The 1,460-nt window shown below is 67.0% G+C and carries 2 protein-coding genes; one reads left to right on the top strand and one right to left on the bottom strand.

Going from position 1 to position 1,460, the window contains the following annotated elements:
* The first annotated feature begins 120 nt into the window (after window positions 1-120).
* A complete protein-coding gene (locus AC1DVT_RS20245; RefSeq protein ID WP_477391194.1) occupies window positions 121-909 on the top strand; it encodes a DeoR/GlpR family DNA-binding transcription regulator in 789 nt (262 codons plus the stop codon).
* A gap of 21 nt (window positions 910-930) precedes the next feature.
* On the opposite strand, the gene AC1DVT_RS20250 is transcribed toward AC1DVT_RS20245, so the two are convergent.
* On the bottom strand, window positions 931-1,460 hold a 530-nt coding region (locus AC1DVT_RS20250; RefSeq protein ID WP_477391196.1), incomplete at its 5' end, for a substrate-binding domain-containing protein.

The following is a 1,460-nucleotide window of genomic DNA, read 5'->3' on the forward strand; positions in this document are numbered from 1 at the left end:
GAACACCTCCGATTCTCGGCGCTATGTGCGGGCGGGACGGACTGCTGTCGCGGATGAGGCGGCACGGCTGCTGCGACTGTTCGCGCTGAAGTCGACGGAACCGGTAGGAACAACGCGAGCATGAGTCGGACAGAACGCCTCAACGCGATCCTCGATCTTCTGGCCGAAACCGGCCAAGTCGAGGTCGATGAGATCGTCTCGCGGCTGGACATCTCACCGGCGACCGCACGCCGCGATCTCGACTCACTCGCCGAACAGCAGCTGCTGACCCGGACGCGCGGTGGGGCGATCCCCCATTCGGTCGCCTACGAGCTCCCCGTTCGGTACCGCAGCGAGAGCGGGTCAGGATCGAAGCAGCGCATCGCGGCTGCAGCGAGCGCCCTCATCGCACCGGGTGCGGTGATCGGTCTGTCCGGCGGCACGACGACGACGGCGATCGCGGCCGCACTGAGCGTGCGTGCCGACCTCATGCAGCCCTCGCCGACCCCCAACCTCACCGTCGTCACCAACGCCGTGAACATCGCGGCCCAGCTCGCGACCCGATCGACCATCAAGCTCGTCCTGACCGGTGGCGTCGTCAACCCTCGCACCTACGAGCTGGTCGGAGACTTCGCCGACCCCGTTCTGCGCTCGGTCAGCCTCGACATCGCGTTCATCGGCGCGAACGGCGTCGATCCCACCGGCGGCCCATCCACCGACGACGAACGGGAGGCAGCCGTGAACCGTCTGATGGCGACCCGGGCCCGGCGGGCGGTGATCGTCGCGGACTCCTCGAAGCTGGCGCACCGCGCGTTCGCATCCATGGGGAATTCGGACCTGTTCCCGACGATCATCACCGATGACGGGATCTCGGCTGCAGATCGCACCGCGCTGTCCGAGGCCGGGTACGAAGTCATCGTCGCCCCGTGACCCGAAGAGCTGCGCCCTTCGCTACTCCGACAGGGTGAAGCGGCCGCCGTTGCGCCCTCGCGTGCGCGGCGGCGCCGTGCTCTCTCGGATCACGAATTCGGGTTCGACGAGCTCTGAGGAGAATGGCTCGTTGGGATTCTCGAGGTCGTGGAGGAGAAAGCGGACCGCGCGAACTCCCATCAGGTCGTAGGGGAATCTAATGGTCGTGAGCGCGGGGACCGCGTAGCGAGCGAGCCGGTTGTCGTCGGCACCCATGACGGAGATGTCGTCAGGAACACGGACGCCCGATTCCTGCAGGGCGCGAAGCACGCCGAATGCCATCTCGTCGCCCGCGACGAAGACCGCGGTCGCCTCGGGGATCTTGGCGAGCAGCAGACCGTTCTCGTAACCCGACTCAGGACTCCAATCCCCTTGCAGAAGTTCGGGAATGGGTCGCCCGGCATCCGTCAACGTCGCCCGCCACTCGTCGGCGAACTGAGGTGCGCCCTCGCCGGCGATGTACCAGACGGTCTCATGTCCGAGGTCCAGCAGGTAATCGACCGCCCGACGCG

This window comes from Microbacterium sp. P2_F9 (assembly GCF_056403635.1).

Coding starts and splice junctions, on each gene's coding strand:
- AC1DVT_RS20245 (WP_477391194.1), top strand. CDS start 121: ATGAGTCGGACAGAACGCCTCAACGCGATCCTCGATCTTCTGGCCGAA.